18 protein-coding genes are annotated in these 18,896 nt (G+C 65.1%); 8 read left to right on the top strand and 10 right to left on the bottom strand.

Translation table 11 applies throughout. The features are described 5' to 3' along the window. Position 1: 1 nt before the first annotated feature. The 7 genes from proB to lptG all read left to right on the top strand — a co-directional run bounded on the left by proB (position 2) and on the right by lptG (position 8,037). Complete coding sequence (gene proB, locus AC1DSD_RS03380; RefSeq protein ID WP_478028505.1) at positions 2 to 1,120, top strand: glutamate 5-kinase; 1,119 nt, start codon at positions 2 to 4, stop codon at positions 1,118 to 1,120. Then, complete coding sequence (locus AC1DSD_RS03375; protein WP_478028504.1) at positions 1,117 to 2,022, top strand: SDR family oxidoreductase; 906 nt, start codon at positions 1,117 to 1,119, stop codon at positions 2,020 to 2,022. Before proB ends, AC1DSD_RS03375 begins: the two co-directional genes overlap by 4 nt. A gap of 60 nt (positions 2,023 to 2,082) precedes the next feature. Further along, positions 2,083 to 2,328 carry an acyl carrier protein gene (locus AC1DSD_RS03370; RefSeq protein WP_478028502.1) on the top strand — a complete coding sequence of 82 codons (246 nt, stop codon included), beginning with the start codon at positions 2,083 to 2,085 and terminating at the stop codon, positions 2,326 to 2,328. A gap of 23 nt (positions 2,329 to 2,351) precedes the next feature. Next, the gene (gene spt / locus AC1DSD_RS03365; RefSeq protein WP_478028500.1) at positions 2,352 to 3,614 is read left to right on the top strand and encodes a serine palmitoyltransferase; all 1,263 of its coding nucleotides are present in this window, start codon (positions 2,352 to 2,354) and stop codon (positions 3,612 to 3,614) included. Positions 3,615 to 3,663: 49 nt separating this feature from the next. Continuing rightward, complete coding sequence (locus AC1DSD_RS03360; protein WP_478028499.1) at positions 3,664 to 5,610, top strand: ATP-binding protein; 1,947 nt, start codon at positions 3,664 to 3,666, stop codon at positions 5,608 to 5,610. Between the two features lie 100 nt (positions 5,611 to 5,710). Further along, positions 5,711 to 6,940, top strand: a complete 1,230-nt coding sequence (gene lptF, locus AC1DSD_RS03355; RefSeq protein WP_478028497.1) for an LPS export ABC transporter permease LptF — start codon at positions 5,711 to 5,713, stop codon at positions 6,938 to 6,940. Further along, the gene (lptG, locus tag AC1DSD_RS03350) at positions 6,937 to 8,037 is read left to right on the top strand and encodes an LPS export ABC transporter permease LptG (protein ID WP_478028496.1); all 1,101 of its coding nucleotides are present in this window, start codon (positions 6,937 to 6,939) and stop codon (positions 8,035 to 8,037) included. The genes lptF and lptG overlap by 4 nt, the downstream gene beginning before the upstream one ends. A 123-nt stretch (positions 8,038 to 8,160) precedes the next feature. Here the strand turns inward: lptG and AC1DSD_RS03345 are convergent, their stop codons facing one another. Continuing rightward, entirely contained in the window at positions 8,161 to 9,252 is a 1,092-nt protein-coding gene (locus AC1DSD_RS03345) for a fatty acid desaturase family protein (protein WP_478028495.1), read from the bottom strand. A gap of 172 nt (positions 9,253 to 9,424) precedes the next feature. Here AC1DSD_RS03345 and AC1DSD_RS03340 point away from each other — a divergent pair, with 172 nt between their 5' ends. Then, complete coding sequence (locus AC1DSD_RS03340; protein WP_478028493.1) at positions 9,425 to 10,579, top strand: N-acetyltransferase; 1,155 nt, start codon at positions 9,425 to 9,427, stop codon at positions 10,577 to 10,579. Positions 10,580 to 10,669: 90 nt separating this feature from the next. Here AC1DSD_RS03340 and AC1DSD_RS03335 read toward each other — a convergent pair whose 3' ends face one another. From AC1DSD_RS03335 to AC1DSD_RS03295, 9 genes are all read right to left on the bottom strand, one after another. Then, complete coding sequence (locus tag AC1DSD_RS03335) at positions 10,670 to 10,924, bottom strand: hypothetical protein (protein WP_478028492.1); 255 nt, start codon at positions 10,922 to 10,924, stop codon at positions 10,670 to 10,672. A 48-nt stretch (positions 10,925 to 10,972) separates the two neighbouring features. Continuing rightward, positions 10,973 to 11,221 (bottom strand): hypothetical protein, encoded by a 249-nt coding sequence (locus AC1DSD_RS03330; protein WP_478028490.1) that lies wholly within the window; start codon positions 11,219 to 11,221, stop codon positions 10,973 to 10,975. 190 nt (positions 11,222 to 11,411) lie between these two features. Beyond that, entirely contained in the window at positions 11,412 to 12,194 is a 783-nt protein-coding gene (locus AC1DSD_RS03325; RefSeq protein ID WP_478028488.1) for a transporter, read from the bottom strand. Between the two features lie 40 nt (positions 12,195 to 12,234). After that, positions 12,235 to 13,005 (bottom strand): exodeoxyribonuclease III, encoded by a 771-nt coding sequence (gene xth / locus AC1DSD_RS03320; protein ID WP_478028487.1) that lies wholly within the window; start codon positions 13,003 to 13,005, stop codon positions 12,235 to 12,237. Positions 13,006 to 13,074: 69 nt separating this feature from the next. Beyond that, entirely contained in the window at positions 13,075 to 13,413 is a 339-nt protein-coding gene (erpA, locus tag AC1DSD_RS03315; RefSeq protein ID WP_478028485.1) for an iron-sulfur cluster insertion protein ErpA, read from the bottom strand. A gap of 113 nt (positions 13,414 to 13,526) precedes the next feature. After that, on the bottom strand, positions 13,527 to 14,711 hold the full coding sequence (locus AC1DSD_RS03310; RefSeq protein WP_478028484.1) for a M23 family metallopeptidase: 1,185 nt from the start codon (positions 14,709 to 14,711) through the stop codon (positions 13,527 to 13,529). Positions 14,712 to 14,829: 118 nt separating this feature from the next. Continuing rightward, positions 14,830 to 15,636: a ferritin-like domain-containing protein gene (locus AC1DSD_RS03305; RefSeq protein WP_478028482.1), complete on the bottom strand. Its 807-nt coding sequence runs from the start codon at positions 15,634 to 15,636 to the stop codon at positions 14,830 to 14,832. A gap of 47 nt (positions 15,637 to 15,683) precedes the next feature. Continuing rightward, the gene (locus tag AC1DSD_RS03300; protein WP_478028481.1) at positions 15,684 to 16,151 is read right to left on the bottom strand and encodes a peroxiredoxin; all 468 of its coding nucleotides are present in this window, start codon (positions 16,149 to 16,151) and stop codon (positions 15,684 to 15,686) included. Further along, positions 16,138 to 18,822, bottom strand: coding sequence for a bifunctional [glutamine synthetase] adenylyltransferase/[glutamine synthetase]-adenylyl-L-tyrosine phosphorylase (locus tag AC1DSD_RS03295; protein WP_478028479.1), 2,685 nt, complete (start codon positions 18,820 to 18,822; stop codon positions 16,138 to 16,140). Before AC1DSD_RS03295 ends, AC1DSD_RS03300 begins: the two co-directional genes overlap by 14 nt. Positions 18,823 to 18,896: the final 74 nt, after the last annotated feature.

Raw genomic sequence — 18,896 nt, 5'->3', positions numbered from 1 at the left:
GATGCCGGAGACTTCGCCTTTTGCCGCGGCGCACTGCCCGCGCCTGATCGTCAAGGTCGGGTCATCGCTGCTCGTGACGCCGGAAGGCGAAGTACGGCGCGATTGGCTGGCGGGGCTCGCCGTCGACATCGCCGCGGCGACGCGGAGCGGACAGCAGGTCGCGATCGTCTCCTCGGGCGCGATCGCGCTCGGTGCACGACGGCTCAAGCTCACCAAGGGCGGACGGGCGAGCCTGGAAGATGCGCAGGCCGCCGCCGCCACTGGCCAGATCGCGCTGAGCCAGGTCTGGGCCGAGTGCCTCGGCGCCGAGGGGTTGACCGCCGCGCAGATGCTGGTGACGCTCGACGATCTAGAGGATCGCCGCCGCTATCTCAACGCCGCGGCGACCCTGGGCCGACTGCTCGGGCTCGGCGTGGTGCCCGTGATCAACGAGAACGATTCGGTCGCGACCGAGGAAATCCGCTTCGGCGACAATGACCGGCTGGCGGCACGGGTCGCGCAGGCGGCGGGCGCACAAGGTGTGCTGTTACTGTCCGACATTGATGGGCTCTATGACCGCGCGCCAACCCTGCCCGGCGCGACGCTGATCGATCGCGTACCGCGCATCGACGCGACGATCGAGGCGATGGCGGGCGGGTCGACGTCCGGCATGGGGTCGGGCGGCATGACCTCGAAAATCCAGGCCGCCAAGATCGCGACCCGCGCCGGCATCGCGCTGGCGATCGCCTCCGGCCGGGTGGATCATCCCTTCGCACGTTATGTCGAGACCGGTCATGGCACGCTGTTCCCGGCGCAGCGCGCCGCGCCCGCGCGCAAGGCGTGGTTGGGCGGACGGCTCACGGTTCGGGGGACAGTCCATGTCGACGCCGGCGCGGTTGCCGCGCTCAACCAGGGCAAGAGCCTGTTGCCCGCCGGCGCCGTTCGGATCGAGGGCGATTTCGCGCGCGGCGACCTGATCGCGATCGCCGGTCCCGGCGGCGTGATCGCAAGCGGGCTTGCCGAATATGACGTAGCCGACGCCGTGCGGATCGCTGGCAAGCGCAGCGATGAGGCCGCCGCGATCCTGGGCTACGCCCCGCGCGCCGCGCTCGTCCATCGCAACCACATGGTGCTGGCATGACCGTCATCGCGGTCACCGGCGGCACCGGGTTCGTCGGCAGTCATTTCATCGAACTTGCTTTGGCCCAGGGCCATCAGTTGCGCGCGCTGACGCGGCGGCCGCAGCCGGAGCGCGCCGGAATCACCTGGATCGAAGGCGCGCTCGACAAGCCGGACAGTCTGACGGTGTTGGTCCAGGGCGCCGACGCGGTGCTGCACATTGCCGGCGTGATCAACGCGCCCGACCGCGCGGGCTTCGCCGCCGGCAATATCGAGGGGACGCGCGCGCTGATCGCCGCGACCGAAGCGGCCGGCATCCGCCGTTTCGTGCAGGTTTCGTCACTGACCGCGCGCGAGCCGGATTTGTCGCTCTATGGCTGGTCGAAAGCGGAAGCCGACAAATTGCTGATCGCCAGCAGTCTCGATTGGACGATCGTGCGCCCGCCGGCGATCTTCGGCCCGCGCGATCAGGAGATGCTCGAACTGTTCAAGCTCGCCAAGCGCCATGTCGTGCCATTGCCCCCGGCCGGCGGACGAATGTCGGTGATCGCGGTCGGCGAACTCATCCGGCTGTTGCTGGCGCTCCCGACCAGCAACGCGCTGATCCGCGAGATCGTAGAACCCGACGACGGCAGGCCCGATGGCTGGGACCATCGCGATTTTGCCCGCGCGATCGGCATTGCGCTGGGCAGCAAGGTGTTGCCGTTGCCCCTGCCCCGCCCGATCCTCGACGCGATCGCCGCGCTCGACGGCCTGTTCCGCGGCAAGAACGCGAAGCTGACACCTGACCGCGTCGCTTATTTCTGCCATCGCGATTGGGTCAGCCATGCTCGGCCGCCGACCGACGTCTGGGCGCCGCAAGAGGAAACGCCAACCGCGCTGACTGCCACCGCGCAATGGTATCGCGCCCAAGGGTCGCTATAACCCTGCCGGAAAGCCGCCGCATTTGGCGGGCAACGCCTTCGCGACCACAAGGACATGACAATGAGCGACCGCGCAGCAATATTCGAGACCGTCACCGGCCTGATCCAGCCGTTCAACAAGAAGGGCGTCGCTCTGTCCGACGCGACCACCTTCCAGCACGATCTGGAGTGGGACAGCCTGACCGTCATGGATTTCGTCGCGGCGATCGAGGATGAGTTCGACATCATCATCACCATGAACATGCAGGCCGAGATCGAGACCGTCGGCCAACTGGTCGAAGCCGTCCAGAAGCTGAAGAACGCCTGACCACGGTGGACAAGGAAGACACGATGACCGACGCTATCGACACTGCCGAGGCGCTGCCCGAGCATCCCGCCACGGTCGCCCCCGAAAGCGATCTGATGTCGAAGTTTGACGGCCTGATCGCCGAGCGCCAGGCGTTGCTCGACAGCGGTGTGACCGATCCGTTCGCGATCGTGATGGAGCAGGTCAAGTCACCGACCGAGGCGGTGATCAAAGGCAAGGACACGATCCTGCTCGGCACCTACAATTATATGGGCATGACCTTCGACCCCGACGTCATCCAGGCGGGCAAGGACGCGCTCGACCAGTTCGGATCGGGCACCAATGGCAGCCGCATGCTCAACGGCACCTTCCGCGACCATATGGAAGTCGAGCAGGCGTTGCGCGATTTCTACGGGACGACCGGGGCGATCGTGTTTTCGACCGGCTATATGGCCAATCTCGGCATGATCTCGACGCTCGCCGGCAAGGGCGAGTACGTCATTCTCGACGCCGACAGCCACGCCTCGATCTATGACGGTTGCAAACAGGGCTATGCCGAGATCGTCCGCTTCCGCCACAACGATGTCGAGGACCTCGACAAGCGGCTCGGCCGCCTGCCCAAGGAGCCAGGCAAGTTAGTCGTGCTCGAAGGCGTCTATTCGATGCTGGGCGACGTCGCGCCGCTCAAGGAGATGGTCGCGGTCGCCAAGAAGCACAATGCGATGGTGCTGTCCGACGAAGCACATTCGATGGGCTTTTACGGGCCCAATGGCCGCGGCGTGTACGAGGCCCAAGGTTGCGAAGACGATGTCGACTTCATCGTCGGCACTTTCTCCAAGTCGGTTGGTACGGTCGGCGGCTTCTGCGTCTCCAACCACCCCAAGTTCGAGGCGATCCGCCTGGCCTGCCGTCCCTATATCTTCACCGCCAGCCTGCCGCCGTCGGTCGTCGCCACCGCGGCAATGTCGATCCGCAAGCTTCAACACGCGCACAACAAGCGCGCGCATCTGTGGGAAAACGCCAGGCAATTGCATGGCGGACTGACCCGGATGGGCTTCAAACTGGGCACCGAGAACCCCGACAGCGCGATCATCGCGGTGATCCTGGACGACCAGACCCAGGCAGTGATGATGTGGCAAGGGCTGCTCGACAGCGGCGTCTATGTGAACATGGCGCGGCCCCCGGCGACTCCGGCCGGCACCTACCTGCTGCGCTGTTCGCTGTGCGCGGAACACACGGCCGACCAGATCGCCACGGTGCTGGAGCGCTTCGAAGCGGCAGGCCGAGCAGCGCGCGCGATAAATTGAGGGAACCTACGGGGTTTCCTAGATTCAACCGATTCGGTACAAGACGGCCATGAGCGGGAACGACGCCGAGCCGGGGCTCGTCGATCAGGCACGCACGGTCTGGCGGGGCATTGCCCTGGCGGTCATGGCGTTACTCGGCACCGGCATCGTCGTCGCGCTGATCGTCATCCTGTCGGATACGACCGCGCAGCGTGATCGCGCGCTCAAGGCGCAGAGCCATAGCTATGACGTCATGATCCTGGCGCGCACGCTGTCGGGCACGATCGCGCACGCCGAAGCGGCGCTGGGACGATACGTCATGAGCCGCGACCAATTGGTCGGTCGCGAATATTATGACGAATGGAGTTCGGCGGGAAACCAGATCGACCGGCTCGATGCGCTGACCAATGACAATCCGATGCAGCAGCATTTGATCGACCAGTTGCGCGCCACCTATGCGGAACGCGGCAAGGAATTGGCGGTCACCGCGCTCAGCACCTCGTACAAGAAGGACAGCCAGGCCTATTCGCGCTTCTACGCCGCGGGGAAGTCGGCAACGTTGCGCGATATCGACCGTCAGCTCGACGCGATCATCAATTCCGAGCACGGATTGCTTGACCAGCGCGTCGCGGCGGCGGCAGCATCGATCCAGCGCTCGAACACCGTTGCGATGATCCTGGCGGTGTTCGGCATGCTGATCCTGGTCGCGGCGGTCGTGCTCGGCTGGTTGACGATCGGCGTGATGCGCGAGCGCGCCGCGGCGCGAGCCGATGCCGATGTCGAACGCGAGCGGTCGGCGGTGCTCGAAGATGCGGTGAACGAAGCCACCCAGGCATTGCGCGCGCAGGAAGCCAAGCTGCGCCAGGTGCAGAAGATGGAAGCGGTCGRCCAGCTGACTGGTGGAATCGCCCACGATTTCAACAATATGCTGGCAGTCGTTCTGGGTGGGTTGGAGCTCGCCCGGCGCACGCTGAAGAGCGATCCGCAGGGCGTCGGCCGTCATCTCGACAACGCCACCGAGGGCGCGCATCGCGCCGCCGCGCTGACCCGGCGCCTGCTCGCTTTTTCGCGCGAGGAGGCGCTCAACCCCGAACCGCTCACGCCGATCGCCGCGATCGAGGGCATGTCCGATCTGCTCGACCGCACGCTGGGGGACGCGATCACGGTGGAGACGAGCGACGACGGATCGGCCTGGCATATCTGGGCCGACCGCCACGAGCTTGAAAACACCATCCTCAATCTCGCGGTCAACGCGCGCGACGCGATGGACGGTCGCGGGCGGCTGACGATCCGAGCCAGCGCCAGGACGCTCGCGGCCAATGAGATCGGCCATTGCCTGGCGGGCGACCACGTCGCGATCGCGGTCAGCGATAGCGGCTGCGGCATGGCGCCGGAAGTTCTGGAGCGGGTGTTCGAGCCGTTCTTCACGACGAAACCGGTCGGCAAGGGCACCGGCCTAGGGCTCAGCCAGATCTTCGCCTTTGTTCGTCAATCGGGCGGCGAGATCGCGATCACCTCGGTTGAGGGCAAAGGGACCACGGTGACGCTGTATCTCCCCCGTCACGTTGGCGTCGGAGACGTGGCGGCGAAAACAGATACGGCGATGCCCTCCGCGGTGCCGTCGATACGCGGCCTCGGCGTGCTGGTGGTCGAGGACGATCCGCGCGTCCTCAACGCCACGATCGGCGCGCTGGAGGAACTGAAACATCGTGCCGTTCCGTGCCCCGACCCGCTCGACGCGCCGCGCATCCTCGACGATCTTGGGCCATTCGATCTGGTCATCACCGACGTGCTGATGCCCGGCCAGACCGGGCCGGAGATGATCACCGGATTGTTGGGACGCCGCCCCGATCTCGCTGTGCTATTCGTCACCGGTTATGCCGGCGAGGGGTCGGCGGCCGATTTCGGCGGACGACCGGTCCTGCGCAAACCGTTCACTATCGCCGGGCTGGAACGGGCGATTGCCGATGCGATCGCGGATCGACCCACGCCGACGGACCAATTGGCCGCCGAATAAAGGCAGTTTTTCCGGCTGACGCGGACCGAATGCCGCCCTATAGCCGTTCGATCATCTCCCTAGCCGCTCCCGGCCGAGAAGGATCCGTTTTCCGTCAGCCATGAAGTCCATCGACCGCTACATGGCCCGGCTGATCGCGTTGCCGCTATTCTCCACTCTGGTGATCGCGGCGATGCTGCTCGTGCTCGACCGCATGCTGCGGCTGTTCGACTTCGTCGCGACCGAAGGCGGGCCGATCAGCGTCGTGTGGCAGATGCTGGCCAATTTGCTGCCCGAATATTTCGGCCTGGGCATCCCGATCGGGCTGATGCTGGGCTGCTTGCTCGCCTTTCGGCGGCTGGCGACCTCGTCGGAGCTCGACATCCTGCGCGCGGTGGGGATGAGCTATTGGCGGCTGCTGCGCGTGCCGTACATGTACACGATTGTCCTCGCGATCCTGAACCTGTTCATCGTCGGCTATGTCCAGCCCAAGGCGCGATACGCCTATGAGAATCTGCGCTACGAACTGCGCACCGGCGCGCTCGGCGCCTCGATCAAGGTTGGCGAGTTCACCACTTTCCCGAATAACGGCCCGACCGTGCGGATCGAGGAAAGCAAGGATGAAGGGCGCGAGCTGAAGGGCATCTTCGTCCAGCGCAACGACGACAAAGGCGGCTCGTTTGCAGTCACCGCGGAAAAGGGCAAATTCTACGCCGCGCCCAATCCCGACGAGATCATCTTCCAGCTGACCAACGGTACGCTTGTCAGCAAGGAGGCGAAGGTCGCGGTGCCGCGCGTGCTGCGCTTCAACATATGGAACTTCCCGATCCGCTTGCCCCCGACCAGCGCGTTCCGCGCGCGCGGCGGGCGCAATCTGGAATTCACGCTGCCCGAACTTGCCCAGATCGGCCGCGATCGAACGCAACCCGAACCGCTGCGCGATACCAGCCGCGCCGCGTTCCATTTCCGCATCACCGAGGTGGTGTCGATGTTCCTGTTGCCGATGCTGGCGCTGGCGCTCGGGGTCCCGCCCAAGAGATCGTCGTCCGCGCTGGGCGTGTTCCTGTCGATCGTGATCATCGTGACCTATTTCAAGGTCAACGAATATGGCGAGGGGATCGGCGGACTGGGTCGGGTCGACCCATTCATCGCCTTGTGGGTGCCGTTCGCGATCTTCGCCGGACTGGTGCTGTGGATGTTTCACACCATCGCGTTCGTTCCCGGCGGCCAGCCGATCGGCGCGCTGGAACGCGTCTTCGCCAAGGTCAGCAAGGTGGTCGTGCGCTGGCTGCCATTCCGGCGGCCACGCCGCAACGGCGATGACGACGAGCCGGAGGCCCAACCGGCATGATCTCGATGCAGTTCTTCCCGTCGCGAACGGTGACGATGTACATGGCGAAGAGCTTCCTCGTGCGCACCTTCGCGGTGCTCGCGGCGCTGGTCATCGTTCTCCAGTTCCTCGACGCGCTGAGCGAATCGGGACGGATTCTCGCCCATGCCGGCAACGGGCAGGCCGAAGTCTGGCATTATATCAGCCTGCGCACGCCAGAGATCATCGCCCGCTTCCTGCCCTATTCGGTGCTGCTCGGCGCGATCATCACCTATTCGACGCTCAATCAAAATTCGGAAGTGATCGCGATGAAGGCGTCGGGCCTGTCGGCGCATCAGGTGCTGGCGCCGATGATCATCGCGGCGATCGGCGTCGCGGCTCTCAGCTTCGCGTTCAACGACCGGATCGTGAGCCGGGCGACTGCCACGCTCAACCGCTGGCAAAAGGTCGATTATGCACCGATCCCTATCGACCGCGGCGATCGCGTCAACATATGGACGCGGTCAGGGGACGATCTGATCAACGTCAAGCTGGTCAAGGGTCGCGGCGACGCGGCAACCCTGACCGACGTCACATTCTACGACCGCGACAAGGCCGGCGAGCTGCAGGCGACGATTTCCGCTCCGCATGGTCGGCGCGAAGGCAAAGGCTGGCGGATCTGGCCGGCCCAGAAGTTCGACGTCACCAGCGGTGTGGCGACCAACCTGGGCGCTGTAGTGGTTGGTGAAGGCGTGCGCCCGGACCAGTTCACGCTGGCGACGGTCGATGCCGACGGCCTGTCGTTCACCGAATTATGGTCGGCGATCGGCGACCTCAAGGCAGCGGGCCGCCCGACCAAGGCACTCGAAGGCGATCTGTGGCATAAACTGTCCGGGCCGCTATCCTCGATCCTGATGCCGTTGCTGGGCGCGATCGCGGCGTTCGGCATCGCGCGATCGGGCAAGCTCTTCATCCGCGCCGTGGTCGGCATGGCACTGGGCTTCACCTATTTCGTGGTCGACAACTTCGCGCTCGCGATGGGCAATCTCGGCGCCTATCCGCCAATGCTCGCGGCCTGGGCGCCGTTCGTGCTGTTCCTGATGATCGGCGAGGCAGTCCTGATCAGGACTGAGGAATAGCCGCTCCCCTCTCGCTGGCGGGAGGGGCTGGGGGAGGGCCTGTTGTCCGCTCTACCCAAAAGGGATTCTCGGGAAGGCGACACGCCCTCCCCTAACCCCTCCCGCCAGCGGGAGGGCAATAATTCAACGCGGTTGAAACGTGCTCTTCGCCAGCCGCGTCGCGAGGTGCGGCAGGCCCTTGTAATTGCCCTTGTGATAAGGCGAGTCCGGCTCGAGCGCCGCGGTGATCCGGCGATGCGCGGTGCCTAGAGCATGATAAGGCAGCCCCGGCAGCAGATGATGCAGCGCGTGATAGCGCAGCCCAACCGGTGCCCATAGCATCGGCAGCACCGCGGGCGGCGGCACGTTGACCGAATCGAGATATTGCGCGGTCACCGTCATCGCTTCGCCCTCATTCTCCCAGAGATGCGCGACAAGCGTCCGCACCTGATTGATGACCGCGACCGCCGAGGCGACGATCAGGAAGGTCACGAAGGCTTTGAGCGGGATGATCCCAGTCGCGGTCAGCGCGATCAGCGCGATCGACCACAGGCTGGCGGCAGCCTCCAGCCGGTGCCACAGCCGACGCGCCTCTCCCTCGGGCGGCCTGCGCTGGAATGACGGGTTGATCTGCAGGCCCGAATAGCGCGCGACGATGACACGGCGTAGCGCCGGCACGGCCAAAGAGAGCGGCGTGAGAATGGCGTAGCGGACCAGCAAGGCGACCGGCGCCAGCGCCGACACCAGCAGGAACACCGGCAGCGTCCAGGGCTTCATCAGCGCCAGCGGTAGATATTCGGGGTCTTCCACCGTGCCGTAGCGCGTCCGGGCGTGGTGAAGATTGTGCACGCCTTCGTACATGAAGCTCGGCGTCAGCAGCGGAATGCCGACCAGCAGATTCCAAACCAGCCGGAAACCCGGCACCGCCGAATGCTTGATGTGGGTGAGTTCGTGGATGAAGCTTTCGGCGCGATACAGGGCGAGAACCGCGACGGCGCCCGCCGCGATCGCCCAGCCGGTCGACGGCGCCAGGATCGCGCCGGCCAATGCCGCGTAGCCGATCGCCGCCGATAACAGCATGTCGGACCAGTAGATGCGCGGATTGGGCACGTTGAGGTCGCGAGTCAGATCCGCCGCCGCCTTCAGCATTGCCCTGTCGTCGTCGATCCGCGCGCGCACGGGCGCGGCGCTGGCCGCGCCGGCGGTGCGGCGGTCGAGAGTCACAATTGTATCCATGGGGAGCGCCATTGGCCGAACATAGTGGCGACACGGTGGCATTCCAACGACGAAGCCGCCGCCGATCAGGGTGATCGCAATTCCTCATCATGCGTAAAACGGCACGCCGCCGGGATTGTCGAAGCCTCGGACAAAGCCTAACGCGCGGACTGTTCCAGCGCATGAGGTGCCGATGCCCGGTCAAGTGACCATCCGCCCGATCGACAGCAAGGGCGACCTGAAGAAGTTCGTCGCCCTGCCCTATCGCCTCTATAAGGGCGACCCCAATTGGGTGCCGCCGCTGAAGGGCGACGCGCTGAAAAAGCTGATCCCGGGCAAGAACGGCTGGCTGAGCCACGCCAAGCAGCAATTGTTCCTGGCCGAGCGCGACGGCAAGGTCGTCGGGCGCATCTCAGCGCATATCGACACCTTGGCGCTCGAAATGCCGGCCGACCAGGGTTTCGGACCCGGCTGCGGCCAATTCGGCTATTTCGACGCAGAGGACGAGGCGATCGCACAGGCGCTGATCGCCGCCGCCGAAGCGTGGCTGAAGGATCAGGGCATGGACCGCGTGCTCGGGCCGTTGAGCGCGTCGATCTGGGAAGAGCCCGGCTTGCTGATCCAGGGCTTCGACCATCCGCCGACGATCATGATGGGGCACAACAAACCCGAATATCAGGGCTGGATCGAGCGCGCCGGTTATCAACCGGTCAAGCAGGTCATGACTTATGATCTCGACATCTCCAAGGACTTCCCGCCGATCGTCCAGCGCATCGTCCAGATGGGCGAGCGCAACGAGCGCATCCGCATTCGCGAGGTCGACAAGTCGAAGTTCGACGAGGAAGCGGCGATCATCCTCTACATCCTCAACGATGCCTGGTCGGACAATTGGGGGTTCGTGCCGTTCACCCCGCCCGAGATCGACGATATCGGCGTCATGCTGAAGCCGATCGTCTATAACGACCTGATCCGTATCGCCGAGCTCGACGGCAAGCCGGTTGCGTTCATGATCACGCTCCCCGACCTCAACGAAGCGATCAAGCCGTTGAACGGCAATTTGCTGCCGTTCGGCTGGGCGAAGCTGTTATTGTGGCTGCGCAAGCCCCAGGCGAGGACGATGCGCGTCCCGCTGATGGGGGTAATCAAGGAATTGCAGGCGTCGCGGATGGCGAGCCAGCTGGCCTTCATGATGATCGAATATATCCGCCGCGCCGCCATTTCGAAATACGGTGCGACGCGAGGAGAGATCGGCTGGGTGCTCGACGACAATCAGGGCATGAACGCCATTGCCGACGCGATCGATAGCAAGGTCAACAAGGTCTATCAGATCTACGAGAAACGAATTTGAGCTGGCCGCGATCTATTAGCGGCAGGTCCCAACAATATTCCGACCCTGGCCGCACGGGGCCATTGGTGTACGACCAGGGCCGAAAACCGCTCAACGGTTGAGCGGATCGAAATTGTCTTCGCGCATCCAGGCTTCGCGAGTCTTGCAGATCTTTCGCTCAATGCGGGATCCTGTAATGGCGCCGACCACGCAATATTTCGGTTGCGCCGTGGACTCGGCGGTCGGCGTAGCGCGCGCTGCGGGTGTCGCATCGCTAGCGGTCCGCGGCTCGGCGGCTTGCGCGGAACCGGCAATCATCGTCAGTGCCGCAGCGGTGGCGAACCCTGTCATCATGGTCTTGATCATAGCTTCATCCTTTGGAACGACGCGGCGGATGCCGCGCTTCTACGTTGCTCAGTTGTTTTGCGGCTTGGTCGGGTCGACGCCTTCGGCGCGCCATTGATCGAGCGTCTTGCACACCTTGCGGTCGATGATCGTGCCGGTCGTCGCGGGGACGAGGTAGCAATAGCGCGTCGACCCATTGGCGGCGGTTTGCTGACCCTTCGCGGTCCCAGCGTCGCTCTTGACCTTGCCCGAGGCGAGCGCGGGGCCGCCCACAAGGACACCCAACACCGCGACGGCAGCGATCGTGTATTTGACCATCTTCCTGCTCCTAACTAGCTGGCGGGGGTGACCAGCACGTGTATTGGTGCATTAAGTATGCCAAACACTAGAAACGTTATAAATCAATGGCTTGTTTGGCGACTACAGTTGTAGACATTGGCGCAGGGAACCAAAGCGCGGGAATTCGCACCAAAGATCGGCGGAACGCGCGGCCCGGTTTACGCAGACGTCAGAAGCGGCGCGCGATCCCCGCATAAAGCTCGACATCCGGGGCATTGCGATCGAGCCCGGCGACGGCGCCGACATCCAGTTGCAGCGTCTTGCGCGGCATCCAGGCCAGCGATGCCGACGCAAGATCCTGCGTGGTCGATCCCGACGGATCGTCATCGCGAACCAGTTGGTTTTCCAGCGTGAAGGTCAACGCATCGTTCAGCGCGACACCGACGCCGACCACGCCGCTAAAGGCGAGATGCCGCCCGCGGCCGCCCTGGTCGACCGCGGCGTCGACTTCGGGCGTGATTTCTAGGTTCATGGTCTTGGAGAGATCATAGGTTACCGGCACGACCAGCCCCGCTCCCCAATCGCCGGCCCCTATCGGCGCGCGGCCGACCGGCAGCGTCACGAACGGCTGGACTGCCACCGACAGTCCGCTGCCGTCTGGATTGTGCAGATTGGCCTTGATGCCGAACGTCGCGTCGCCGGTGCGGGTCGTACGATCTACTGCGTCCCCAGCCCTTTCGCGAACGATCCCCAAGGGAGTCCAGCCAACCTGCGCTTCGACCGTATCGGTCAACCCGATCCGCACTGATGTATCGCCGATCAGCACCGTATCGGTGCGGTCGCCGCCTTGTTTGTCGAGCGTCCAGTCGCCGAGCGAGGTTTCGACCGACACCTGGCCCGGCGCCATGGTGCAAGCCGGCGTGCCGAGCCCCGGCCGCGCAGGGCAATAATCGCGGTCCTGATCGCCGGCATGCGCGACGGTGGGAGCGAACAAAGCCGTTGCGAACAGCACGAGTGTTGCGCCAGCTAGCCGGGAATGGAAGGCCATCGGCCTAGCGCAGCCGAACCCAGGTGGGGGCGTGATCGCTCGCCTTTTCGCGACCGCGATACTCCCTGTCGACGCCGGCATCGGCCAGGCGGTCGGCGGCGACCGGGCTGAGCAGCAAATGGTCGATGCGAAAGCCGGCATCGCGCTGCCATGCACCGGCTTGATAATCCCAATAGGTCCACACCCCGCCCTTGGGGTGGCGCGTGCGCAGGCTGTCGGTCCACCCCTGGGCAAGCAGCGTACGATAACGCTCGCGGCTTTCCGGCTGCATCAGCGCGTCATCGGCCATCGCGCGAACCGAGAAGGTGTCGTCATTATTGGGAATGACGTTATAGTCGCCGGCGAGTACCACCGGCACTTCCTCGGCGAGCAGATCGCGCGCGCGATCGGCCAGCCGTTCCATCCATTTCAGCTTGTAATCGAACTTGGGACCCGGCTGCGGATTACCGTTCGGCAGATAGATCGAGGCAACCACGAGCCCCTCGACATCGCATTCGAGATAGCGGCTGTGCGCGTCCTCAGGATCGCCGGCTAGGCCCCGCTGCCGCTCGACCGGGTCTCTGCCCTTGGCCAGCACCGCGACGCCGTTGAAGCCCTTTTGCCCGTGCCACACCGCGCCGTAGCCGGCCGCGCGAATGTCATCGATCGGGAATCCGTCATCGGCCGCTTTCAGTTCCTGCAGGCAAACCACATCGGGCTGTTGCTCGGACAGATATTCGACCAGCCGCTCGAGCCGCGCCCTGATGCCGTTGACGTTGTAGCTGACGATCTTCACGCGGTGCTTTCGTTCGATTGCGGCCGGCCCGCTCCCCGTGCGGAGGGCGGTTCGGTGATCAGCAAAAGCTTACACCGAGAAGGACGAACCGCAACCACAGCCCGAGGCTGCGTTGGGATTTTCCACGGTGAAATGCGCGCCGCCGAGCGTGTCGACGAAATCGACCGAACAGCCGCGCACCAGATCGAGGCTCATATCGTCGACCGCCAGCTTGACGCCATCGGTCTCGACCACGGTGTCGCCGTCCTCCAGCCCCTCGGCGAGGCCGAATTTATACTGGAAACCAGAACAGCCGCCGCCTTCTACCGAGAGGCGAAGGATGGCAGGCTTGCTTTGGCGCTCGGCGATCCACGCCACGCGCTTGGCGGCGGCGGGAGTCAGCGCAATGTTGTCGGCGAGGGTAGCCATGGTGGGGAGATAGGCGCTCGCCGCCCGCTCAGCAACACATGCGGACGGCAAGATACGAAAAGGGCCGCCCCGGTTGCCCCGGAACGGCCCCTCCTCTCGCGTCCCTCGAGAAATCAGTCGGCCGAGTCCGCCGCCGGAGCGGTGCTGACCGGAACGGCGTTGAGCTGCGGGCTCTTGATCGCCTGGAGATAATCGGCGGTCTGCAGGAACGGCATCGGATTCACCGCGCGGCCGTCGATGCGGACCTCATAATGGAGATGCGGACCGGTCGAGCGGCCGGTCGAGCCCGACATCGCGATCAGCTGGCCGCGCTTCACTTTCTGCCCGGCGGTGACCAGGATCTTCGACAAGTGACCATAACGGGTCTGGATGCCACGGCCATGGTCGAGCTCGACCAGATTGCCGTAGCCGCCCGCGCGCTCCGCACGGTCGACCGTGCCGTCGGCGGTGGCATAGACCGCGGTACCGGTCCCGCACGGAATGTCGACGCCCGGGTGGAACGCCGCGGTGCCGCGGAACGGGTCGCTGCGGATGCCGAAATTGCTGGTGAATTTGAGATTGCTGACCGGCTGAACCGACGGGATCGAGATCAGGCCGTCCTGGAGCGTATCAAGCTTCTTCCAGGTCTGGAACAGAGCACGGAATTGGGCGTCGGCGGCCATGTCGGCGGCGGCTTCTGCGCTGTCGGCGGCTTCGTACGGGCCGCCCATCGCGGCGCTTTTGGTCTGGAAGCGGCTGGGGTTGATCCCCAACGCCTTCGCCCGCTGAAGCGCGGCGATATATTTTTTCTCGGTGGTGATCCGCGCCTTGATCGCCAGCGTCACCTGATCGTGCTCGACCTGCGCCAGCGGCGCGACGACGTCGGCGGCAGCGGCAGCAGCCTCGGGATCGATCGGCTGATAGGCGACCGGCTGGACCTCGCCCTGCCCGCTGATCGCGGCGGCAAGCATCGCCTGGCGTGCCTCGACGCGCTTGGCGCGGGCATCGGCGACATATTTGATCTGCTGGATCTTGGCCTGCATGCCGGCGACCTGCGCCTCCATCTTGGCGACTTTCGCCTCGGAGGTGAGCGGCGTTCCGGTGAGGCCCGACAGCGCCACGGCGTTCACGCCTGCCTGTGCAACGCCATACGCCGAGAAGCTCAGCGTGATGGCACCCGCGACAGCAACCGCGGCCTGCGTACGTCCCGCGATCGAGAAACGACGAAGATCGCGGCCATCATGGAAAATGAAATCGCGTGTTTTGAAGAATTGGCGGCAGCGAGCGAACGCCTCCTGCAAATTCGTAAGTTTGATCATGCGTCCCCGGCGACCCTGGCGACGATCCCCGCATTAACGGCGATCATGAAGATGGTTAATCCGGACCCAGCCCCTCCGCGCCCGGTTGTTACCGGTGACAAGTGCCAGCATGTCGTTTTCATGCAAGAGGCGCGTAATATTCGCGGGGCAGACCGGCAGCTTCGCGGGCTGAGTCGTTGAATGGCGGCTTAATCATGCCGCGAAAATGGCGCCGCACCAAGGCGCGCCAATGCGTTTCCGGCGCGATTCCAGTTGATTCGCATGCCGCGCGAAACCACGTCGCGCCATACGCAACATGACGTATCTCGTCGGCGAGAATACGCTTGAGGATAAGAGCGGTTCCCTCGTCGCCCCCGGCGAGGAAGCGATCGATCGTCGCCGGCGTGACGTCGAGGCCTCGCGCTTCGAGCACCATCGGCACCACGGCAAGCCGCGCAAGCGGGTCCTGTGCGGTCGCTTCGGCCGCTTCCCACAAACCGTCATGCGCCGCGAGCGCTCCATAATGGCTGCCCAGCGTACGCAGCCGTCGATCGAGCAGCGCGAAGTGCATCGCCTCATCGGCGCCGACCGACAGCCAGTCGTCGATGAAATTGCGCGGAAAATGACCGCCGAATCGTCCCGCGAGGTCGAATGCCAAGTCGATTGCGACGAACTCGATATGCGCGAGCGCGTGAATCAGCGCGATCCGGCCGCGTTCTGATCCCCCCTTGCCGCGCCGGGGCATGCGGTTGGGCGGGAGCAGCTGGGGTTCGGCGGGCCGCGTCGGCCGATCGGGCATCGCGACATCGAATTGGTACGCCAGATCGCCTCGGCGCCAGGCCCGCACGACCGCGCGAGCGCGCTTGACCTTGGCGGCGGGACCGCCGGTTTCGAGCACCGAGCGACACGCGGCGGCGATGGTGATGCTGGTTTTGACCGAAGTCATGCGGGCGGCCTACCCTGTTGGTGAACTCACGCCAACTTCCCGCTCGCTCACCCTAGTTCCCGCACCGCGGCCAGCACCTGTTCGGCATGCCCCGGAACCTTCACCTTGCGCCAGACTTTCGTCAACTTGCCCGAGGCATCGAACAGCCAGGTCGAGCGGTCGATCCCCATATACTCACGGCCATAGAGCTTCTTCGACACCCAGGCGCCGAACGCTTCGATCACGCCGGTCTCATCGCTCGCGAGCGGCACGGTCAGCGCATATTTGTCGGCAAATTTGCGGTGTTTTGCCGGCGTGTCCTTCGACACCGCCAGCACGGTCGCGCCGGCCTTGTGGAAGTCGGCCAACAGCGCGGTGAAATCCTGTGCTTCGCGAGTGCAACCGGCAGTATCGTCCTTGGGATAGAAATAGAGCACCAGCGGCTTGCCGGCGTAATCGCGCAGGTTGATCGTCGCGCCGTCAGGCGCCGTCAGCACCGCGTCGGGCAGCGTATCGCCGACATCAAGTCCCGCCATTTGTCTCTCCACTCACCGATTGCCAGACCCGCGCGACTTCCTGCCGGGTCGCGTTGAAACGCGCAACCAGCGCGTCCCAATTGTCGGCGCCGAGCGCGCGCAGGATCAGTTCGCGGGTCGGGGCCGATGGCGGCTCGTTGTCCGGTGCGACCAGCCGCAGCAACACCAGCATGCGCGTCAGGAAGCGGTAATCCTCACCGAGCGACGCGGGAACGATCCCTTCCCGCGCAAGCATGTCGATCGCCGGGTCGAGGTCGGGGTCGATCGCAACGCCCGGATGCGAGAGCTGAGCGACATGGACGGCGAATTCGAGGTCGACCAGCCCGCCGGGCAACAGCTTGGCGTCGAGCGATCCCTGCGGCGGCTTGTGCCGCGCCATTTCGGCCCGCATGTCGACCGCGTCCGCGATGAGCTTCGCCGTGTCGCGCGGCGCCGTCAGCACCGCGTCGATCACCGCGGCTACGTCCTGTCGAGCGCGTTGCGAGCCGAATACGGCGCGCGCGCGGGTCAGCGCCATATGCTCCCAGGTCCAGGCATCCTCTTGCTGATATTTGGCGAAGCCGGCGAGCGAGACGACCAACGGGCCCTGCGCGCCCGATGGCCGCAATCGCGTGTCGATCTCGTACAGCGCGCCGGCAGCGGTCGGCACCGACAGAGCGGCGCTCAGGCGTTGCGCGAGGCGGTTATAGTAATGAACTGCGCCCAGCGGCTTGGGGCCATCGGATTCGGCGGAGAAATCGCCGGTGAAGAGATAGATAAGGTCGAGGTCGGAAGCATGCGTCAGCGCTCCGCCCCCGAGCCGCCCTAGCGCGAGGATGAGCAATTCGCTGTCGGGTACATGGCCGTGCGCACGCGCGAACTCGGCCACTGTGGCCGCGCCGAGAACCTCGATCGCGGCTTCGGCGACGCGCGCATAGCCATGCGCGACCTCCAGCGGGTCGCTGGTCCCGGCAACCAGTTGCGCGCCGAGCGCGAAGCGTTTTTCGCCGACCACGAGGCGAACCCGCTGCAACGCGGCTTCGTAATCGTCCCCCGCCTCACCCGAGCGCATCTCCTCGGCAAGCGCGGCGACATCACCGACCGGCTCCAGCGCGGTCGCGTCGATCAACCCGTCGAGCAACGCCGGCCGACGGCTCAACGCGCCCGCAAGCGGCGGTGCGTGGCTGAGGATCGTCGCCATCAATTGCCCCAATTGCGGCCGCGCCTCGATCAGACGAAAAAAATTGATCGCGCTCGGCAGCCGCGACAACATCGTGTCGAGCTGGACCAAAGCAGCGCGCGGATCGGGTGCCTGGCCGAGCGCCGTCATCAGCCCCGGCAGCACCGCCTCAAGCGCCTGGCGCGCAGCCGGGCTGCGCAACGCAGGATACGAGCCGCCACGCCATCGCTCGATCATCTGGACAGCGCTGGCGCCGTCGTCGAAGCCGATCGCGCCCAGTTGCGCCGACAGGCTGTCGGCGTCGCTGGCCAGCGCCGCCTCGTCGCGCGCATCGAGCGAATCATAGATTTGCCCGACCCGTTCGACATGCGGCCGCAGCATCGCGATCAGACCCGCGCTATCCTCGAACCCCGCCAACCGGCTTACGCCCTCAAGCGCTTCTCCCGTGCGCGGCAACGCATGAGTCTGGCGATCGTCGACCATCTGCAATCGATGTTCGACCGTGCGCAGCGCGACATAAGCGGACTTCAGCGCACTGGCCTCTTCGCTCGTGATGCGACCGCCGGCGCACAGCCGGTCGAGCGCGTCCATCGTCGCCGGGGCGCGGAGCGATGGATCGCGGCCACCATGGATCAGCTGATGAATCTGGGTGAAGAACTCCACCTCGCGGATGCCGCCTCGCCCGCGTTTGAGATCATAGCCCGGTCCAAAGGCCTGGCCTTGCGCGTGGTGATCGCGAATCCGCCGCGTGATCTCGCGAATCTCCCCAACCGCGCCGAAATCGACCGCCCGGCGCCAGACGAAAGGCCGGATCGCGTCGAGAAAACGTTGACCGAGCGCCACATCGCCGGCGCAGGCACGCGCGCGAATGAAGGCGGCGCGTTCCCAGGGCAGCGCCTGGCTTTCATAATAGGAAATCGCCGCGTCGACCGGCAACGCGATCGGCGTCACCTCCGGCGACGGCCGCAGGCGAAGGTCGACGCGGAGCACATAGCCCTCGCCATCGCGCGCCTGGAGCAGTTCGACGACGCGGCGCGCGATCCGCACCGCCGCTTCCACCGGCTCCTCGCGCACGCGATGCGGCAAGGTCGTCGGGTCGAACAGCAGGATCGGATCGATGTCCGACGAATAATTGAGCTCGTGGCTGCCCTGTTTGCCGAGCGCGATCCCGGCGAAACCGCTCACGTCGGCATCGGGCGCCCGCTCGTGGATCGCCGTGCGGATGGCGAGGTCGAGCGCGCGATCGGCGAAGTCGGTCAGCCGCCGCGTCACGCCGACCAGGTCGAGCGCTCCGGCCAGATCGGCGATCGCGACAATCAACGCTTCGCGCCGGCGCGCCCGACGCAGTGCCACACTGACGGGCAGATCAGGATCGAACGGCGCCGGATCGGGCACCACACCTTGCGCCAATTGGGCGGCGAGGTCGGGCTGCTGTTCGAGCGCGAGACGTAGGAACGGCGCGTGCGCTTCGGCCCTGGCGACGGCATCGACGAAATTCTGCGCAGTCACCATATTGGCCCAATGGTTTCAGCAAAGGCTGAAACGGTTGCGGATGACACCCTAGAGCACTCATTCGCGCGCGCCAA

The sequence above is a fragment of the Sphingomonas sp. P4_D12 genome (assembly GCF_056401895.1).
This window is presented reverse-complemented; position numbering and strand designations above follow the sequence as displayed.

What these genes read in the sequence shown, in the direction of transcription:
- AC1DSD_RS03300 (WP_478028481.1), bottom strand. Translation starts at nt 16,151, where the DNA reads ATGGCGGGACTTGATGTCGGCGATACGCTGCCCGACGCGGTGCTGACG.
- spt (WP_478028500.1), top strand. Translation starts at nt 2,352, where the DNA reads ATGACCGACGCTATCGACACTGCCGAGGCGCTGCCCGAGCATCCCGCC.
- AC1DSD_RS03305 (WP_478028482.1), bottom strand. Translation starts at nt 15,636, where the DNA reads ATGACTTCGGTCAAAACCAGCATCACCATCGCCGCCGCGTGTCGCTCG.
- AC1DSD_RS03375 (WP_478028504.1), top strand. Translation starts at nt 1,117, where the DNA reads ATGACCGTCATCGCGGTCACCGGCGGCACCGGGTTCGTCGGCAGTCAT.
- erpA (WP_478028485.1), bottom strand. Translation starts at nt 13,413, where the DNA reads ATGGCTACCCTCGCCGACAACATTGCGCTGACTCCCGCCGCCGCCAAG.
- AC1DSD_RS03330 (WP_478028490.1), bottom strand. Translation starts at nt 11,221, where the DNA reads ATGGTCAAATACACGATCGCTGCCGTCGCGGTGTTGGGTGTCCTTGTG.
- proB (WP_478028505.1), top strand. Translation starts at nt 2, where the DNA reads ATGCCGGAGACTTCGCCTTTTGCCGCGGCGCACTGCCCGCGCCTGATC.
- AC1DSD_RS03340 (WP_478028493.1), top strand. Translation starts at nt 9,425, where the DNA reads ATGCCCGGTCAAGTGACCATCCGCCCGATCGACAGCAAGGGCGACCTG.
- AC1DSD_RS03310 (WP_478028484.1), bottom strand. Translation starts at nt 14,711, where the DNA reads ATGATCAAACTTACGAATTTGCAGGAGGCGTTCGCTCGCTGCCGCCAA.
- lptG (WP_478028496.1), top strand. Translation starts at nt 6,937, where the DNA reads ATGATCTCGATGCAGTTCTTCCCGTCGCGAACGGTGACGATGTACATG.
- lptF (WP_478028497.1), top strand. Translation starts at nt 5,711, where the DNA reads ATGAAGTCCATCGACCGCTACATGGCCCGGCTGATCGCGTTGCCGCTA.
- AC1DSD_RS03295 (WP_478028479.1), bottom strand. Translation starts at nt 18,822, where the DNA reads ATGGTGACTGCGCAGAATTTCGTCGATGCCGTCGCCAGGGCCGAAGCG.
- AC1DSD_RS03345 (WP_478028495.1), bottom strand. Translation starts at nt 9,252, where the DNA reads ATGGATACAATTGTGACTCTCGACCGCCGCACCGCCGGCGCGGCCAGC.
- AC1DSD_RS03370 (WP_478028502.1), top strand. Translation starts at nt 2,083, where the DNA reads ATGAGCGACCGCGCAGCAATATTCGAGACCGTCACCGGCCTGATCCAG.
- AC1DSD_RS03335 (WP_478028492.1), bottom strand. Translation starts at nt 10,924, where the DNA reads ATGATCAAGACCATGATGACAGGGTTCGCCACCGCTGCGGCACTGACG.